Source organism: bacterium (genome assembly GCA_040756715.1).
Lineage (GTDB): Bacteria > UBA9089 > UBA9088 > UBA9088 > UBA9088 > JBFLYE01.
Genome location: JBFLYE010000056.1, coordinates 1 through 5,112 on the forward strand (window position 1 = coordinate 1; position 5,112 = coordinate 5,112).

The 5,112-nt window shown below is 37.4% G+C and carries 5 protein-coding genes; all 5 read right to left on the reverse strand.

Annotation, left to right across the window (positions count from 1 at the left end):
• Nucleotides 1-129 precede the first annotated feature (129 nt).
• Nucleotides 130-1,440 carry a flagellar protein export ATPase FliI gene (gene fliI, locus AB1397_02330; protein MEW6481829.1) on the reverse strand — a complete coding sequence of 437 codons (1,311 nt, stop codon included), beginning with the start codon at nt 1,438-1,440 and terminating at the stop codon, nt 130-132.
• Complete coding sequence (locus AB1397_02335; GenBank protein MEW6481830.1) at nt 1,421-2,134, reverse strand: FliH/SctL family protein; 714 nt, start codon at nt 2,132-2,134, stop codon at nt 1,421-1,423. Before AB1397_02335 ends, fliI begins: the two co-directional genes overlap by 20 nt.
• Nucleotides 2,135-2,275: 141 nt before the next feature.
• Nucleotides 2,276-3,295, reverse strand: coding sequence for a flagellar motor switch protein FliG (fliG, locus tag AB1397_02340; GenBank protein ID MEW6481831.1), 1,020 nt, complete (start codon nt 3,293-3,295; stop codon nt 2,276-2,278).
• Between the two features lie 53 nt (nt 3,296-3,348).
• On the reverse strand, nt 3,349-3,528 hold the full coding sequence (locus AB1397_02345) for a hypothetical protein (GenBank protein ID MEW6481832.1): 180 nt from the start codon (nt 3,526-3,528) through the stop codon (nt 3,349-3,351).
• 39 nt (nt 3,529-3,567) lie between these two features.
• Nucleotides 3,568-5,112 (reverse strand): flagellar basal-body MS-ring/collar protein FliF (gene fliF / locus AB1397_02350; protein ID MEW6481833.1); only part of this gene is annotated, 1,545 nt, incomplete at its 5' end.

Sequence of the window (5,112 nt, forward strand, 5' to 3'; positions counted from 1 at the left end):
CTTTTTTAAAAGATCCTCTTTATATTTTTTTACCCTCAAAACAGCCTCATATCTAAACATCTTAAAAACTAAAAACTGTGGTTATATTTTATTAAATCCTTACCACAATTTTGACTTTTGCATTTATTTTCATCCTTCCTTTCCCTGAAATATTTTCATCAAACCAGTCAATGTGCTTTGATAATCAGATTTCTCCCATATCCCCTGCTTTAAAAAATCCAAAACACTATCAATTTTCAATAATGCATAATCTATCTTTGGATTGCTTCCTTTCGCATATGCACCAATGTTTATCAGGTCTTCTGCATCCTGAATTATAGCAAGAACCTCCCTTAATTGCCTTGCTGCCTGTTCCTGTTTTTCCTCGGTAATGTCAATCATAACCCTTGAGATGCTTTTTAAAACATCAATAGCTGGGTAATGGTTTTTTTCAGCCAAATTCCTCGATAAAACAATATGCCCGTCAAGGATTGCCCGAATATTATCAGAGATTGGTTCATTCATATCATCAGCATCTACAAGGATGGTATATATCCCTGTGATTGTTCCTTTAGGCGATGTTCCAGACCTTTCCAAAAGCTTCGGCAATATTGCAAATACAGATGGCGTAAAACCCCTTGTGGCTGGCGGCTCCCCAATTGAAAGCCCAATTTCCCTCTGCGCCCTTGCAAACCTTGTTACAGAATCCATCATAAGCATAACATCCATCCCAAGGTCTCTAAAATATTCAGCAATGGCTGTAGCAACAAATGCAGCCCTTACCCTTGTAAGGGGAGGTTCATCCGATGTTGCAACCACCATAACAGACCTTTTAAGCCCTTCCTCCTGTAGGTCCTTCTCAATAAACTCCCTTACCTCCCTTCCCCTCTCACCAACCAAGGCAATAACATTTATATCAGATCTTGTAAATCTAGCAAGCATTCCTAGAAGGGTGCTTTTCCCAATTCCAGAGCCAGAGAATATCCCAAGTCTCTGTCCTCTACCAATGGTTAAACAAGAATCAATTGCCCTTATTCCTGTTTCTAGTATCTTCTCTATCCTTGGTCTTTTTAATGGGTCAGGAGATTCTGCAAATATAGGATAAGAGGCATCTACAATAATTGGATCTTTTCCATCAATCGGCATACCCATCCCATTTAATACCCTTCCCTTTAGCCCTTCTGAAACACCAACCCTTAAAGGCGAGCCGGTTGCGGAAACCTCATCAAAAGCCTTTATTCCCTCTGTCTCTCCTATTGGCATCAATAGAATATTTTTATCCCTAAATCCAACAACCTCTGCCATAATCCTCTTATTTAAAGAGGAAATAAAGCATATCTCACCAATTGAAGCAGAAGGTCCCTCTGATTCTACAACAAGACCAATTACTTGTTTCACCCTTCCCTTTACTTGAATTGGGTCAATCCCTTCAATTCGTGCTTTAAGGCTTTGTGCACCCATCTTTTATCACATTAAGCTGATTATCAATTGTAGCATCAATTATCCCAAAATCAAAATAAATTTTGCATCCACCTGGCTCAATAGATGAGGAAGAAACAATATCTGTTTCTTTCAGAAATCCCTTTGCAATTTCTATATCATCTGGATTTAAAAGAAGCTTTATTTTGCTATTCTGTGCCTTTTTTATTGCCTCCTTTATATTTCTTAATACTATTTCCTTTTTAATTGATACCTCATCCTTTACTATCCTTTTTGCTATTAAAAAGGAGAGTTCAAGGACAATGTTTTCATCCATCTTCTTCAAGGAAGAATCATACAACGAATTTAGGGATGATAAAATTCCCTTTATTGATGCAATAATCCTTGTTATTTCAGTTTCGCCCTTTCTTTTTCCCTCCTCAATTCCATGGGCAAATCCCTCCTTATATCCTTTATCTTTTATCTCATCTTGCTTTTTAAGGGCTTCATCCACAATAGACCTTGCCTTTTCTTCTGCCTCTTTTCTAACATATTCTTCTATATTTAAAAGGTTTTTTCTCTTTTCTGAAATCTCGTCCTCAAGTTTCTTTAGAATTTCATTATCCTGCTTTATTTTATTCTCCAGCCTTTCAATTAAGGTTCTTCCCTCTCCAATAAAAGCCTCTCTTGCTTTTATAACAACCTCTCCATTTATAGATGGCGATTTATAAATCATTATTAAAAAATTTTAAATTATTATAGTATCTTCCATCACTTAGTGCAAAAATAGTATTTAAGAAATTTTGCATTCTAAATTTTGAATTTTGGATTGAAGGTTAAGTTTTATAAAATTTTTCCCCTTTTAATTCAAAATTCATCATTCTATTATCGCCTCTTTTCCCTTTCCTCCACGAGAGATCATAATTTCACCAGATTCTTCTAATTGCCTGATTGTGCCTATTATCTTCTGTTGGACCTCCTCTACCTCAGATAGCTTCTTTGGACCTAAATATGATATTTCCTCTTTAAGCATCTCCTGTGCCCTTTTTGGCATATTGCGAAATATAAGATTTTTTATTGTATCAGATGCTCCCTTAAGGGCTAATGCCAGATCCTTTGAATCAACCTCCCTTAAAACCCTTTGCACTGTTCTATCATCAAGCTTTGTAAGGTCATCAAAGGTAAACATTCTCTTCCTTACCTCTTCTGCCAATTCTGGATTTTCTTCTGAAATAGCGTCAATTATTGCTTTTTCTGTCTCCCTGTCGGATTCTTGAAGAATCTTTACCATAGAATCTACGCCATCTGTTTGAACAATATTTGCCTCTGCAGCACCTATCTCCTTTTCATATCTCTCTTTTAGGGTATCCTCTATTGATGAAACAAAATCTCCTGAAATGCTTTTCATTGATGCTATCCTTCTTGATACATCCTTTCTTATATCCTCAGCAAGGTTAAGGAGAACATCGGATGCCTTTGCGGCAGGAAGATTAGAAATAACAAAGGCTATTGTTTGAGGATGCTCATTTGAAAGAAAGCTTGCCAATCTAGATGGATCTGCCTTCTTCATAAAATCAAATGGTTTAATCTTTAATATATTCACAGCTTTATCAATTGTCCTATTTGCACCCTCCTCTCCCATAGCCCTCTTTAAAACCTCTCTTGCATAATCAATCCCTCCCTTCAAGATAAATTCTTGGGCAAGGAGCAATTCCCTAAATTCAGCAATAATCTCCTTCTTTTGCACAGGTTCAATTTTTGGAAGCTTTGCTATTTCAAGGGTAAGTTGGTCTATTTCTTTCTCGTCTAAATGTTTAAATACAGGCCCTGCAATATCAGAACCCAATGCCATAAGAAGCATTGCTGCCTTTTGTGGCCCTGTTGCTTTAATAGCCATAATAAGAAAATGCAAAATGCAAAATGCAAAATGCAAAATAAAATAGATAAATTTTAAACATTTTCCTCTCCTACAAGAGATAGAATAAAATTTGTTTTTTCTTCGGAAACAAGACTTGCACCCTCTTTTATCTTTATCTTCTCATCGCTTGTGAGATAGCTCATAACCTCTCTTGCTTCCTCTTCTTCTAAAGAGGATAAAAGAACACAAGCCTTTTTAAGCCCCTCTTTCATTATAATTCCGCATTCCGCATTCCGCAATCCGCATTTGTTTTATTCTTCTTCAGAAAGCCAATCTCTTATAAGCTTGGCAACAAGGCTTGGTTTCCTCTTTGCGGTTTCTAATGCTTGGATTTCCTCTTCAGAGAGGGATATTCCCTCTGCTGCTAATTGGGTTGCAAATGTCGGAAGCTCCTTTTCTGCTTTTGCTACCTCTGGCTTTATCTCTTTTTTCATAAATTGCCTCATTATTGAAAGCACAATTAGACCCATTACAATGAGAAAAATAAGACCAGCACCGCCGATTCCTGCTGTAGTTATTGTTTTTCTTGTTTTCTCTTTCTTTTCCCTTTCTGTCTCAAGCCATTCCTGGCTTCTATCAAATTGGACATTCTCAACCTCAACAAGGTATTCCCTCTCTAGGTATTCCTTCCCTTTTTCAGCACCAATAGCTGCCCAGACAAGCTTTTTAAATTTTTCCATCTCATCATTTGTCCTTGGCTGATATATAGGATTTCCCTTTTCATCCCTTTTTATTTGACCCTTCTCATCTAGCTCATATTTTCCATCTACAAAGACTCCCACAGATATTTTTGAAATGGATGGCGCCTTAACAAGGCTTGTTTCCTCCTTATCAGCATAATAATTAACACGGGATTCCTTTTTGTTATATTCAACAGGGCCTTGTGTCTTTGCTATCTCTTTATAACCAGGGATTTGAGATTCAAGGCCTGGCTGTCCTTCTGGTTTTACCCCTTCTCCTTTAAATGCCTCATCCACCTTTTCTTCACTTATCTTTAATTGCTCAAAACCTGGCATTGAATACTTCTCAAGCCTCGTTTCCTTTCTATCAAAGTTCATTTCACACTTTACAATAACCTCTACCTTATCATATCCAATAACCCTTCCTAGCCTATCCCTTATCCTCCTTTCAAGGCTTTTTCTCTCCTCCTCCTGTAGAGCAAGCTGCTTTGAGGTTATTGCTTCTTGTTTTTCTTCGCCTATATCCTCTGAGAGAATCCTACCCCTATTATCAACCACTGTGATATTATTAGGCTTTAGCCCCTCAACCGCAAATGAAACAAGGTTCATTATCCCAGCAACCTGCTCTTTATCAATACTAGCATAGGGAGCCATCGTTAGCTTAATAGAGGCAGTAACCGGTTTTTCTTCCTCAATAAATAGCTTTTTCTCTGGAAGGACAAGGAGAACCCTTGCATCTTTTATGCCTTCAATAGATTCTATGGTTCTTTCAAGCTCACCTTGAATGGCTCTTAAATAGTTTATCCTCCTTTCATAATCTGTCATGGTAAGCTTTGTTGTATCAAAAAGCTCCCATCCCTTTATCCCTCCGGTGGGTGCAAGTTTTCCTGAGGCAAGTTTAAGCCTTAATTTGTCCCTGTCAGCTATAGGAACCTTGATGGTTGTTCCCTCTAATTTATATGGTTGTTTCCATTCCTCAAACTTGCTTGTGATTCTTCCTGCCTCCTCAGGGGATATATTTGTATATAAATCAGCATATTCTGCCCTGGTTATGTATGAAATAAGAAAAAGAAGGAGGATAAAGGAAAGCAATCCACCGCCTACAATGGTAATTTT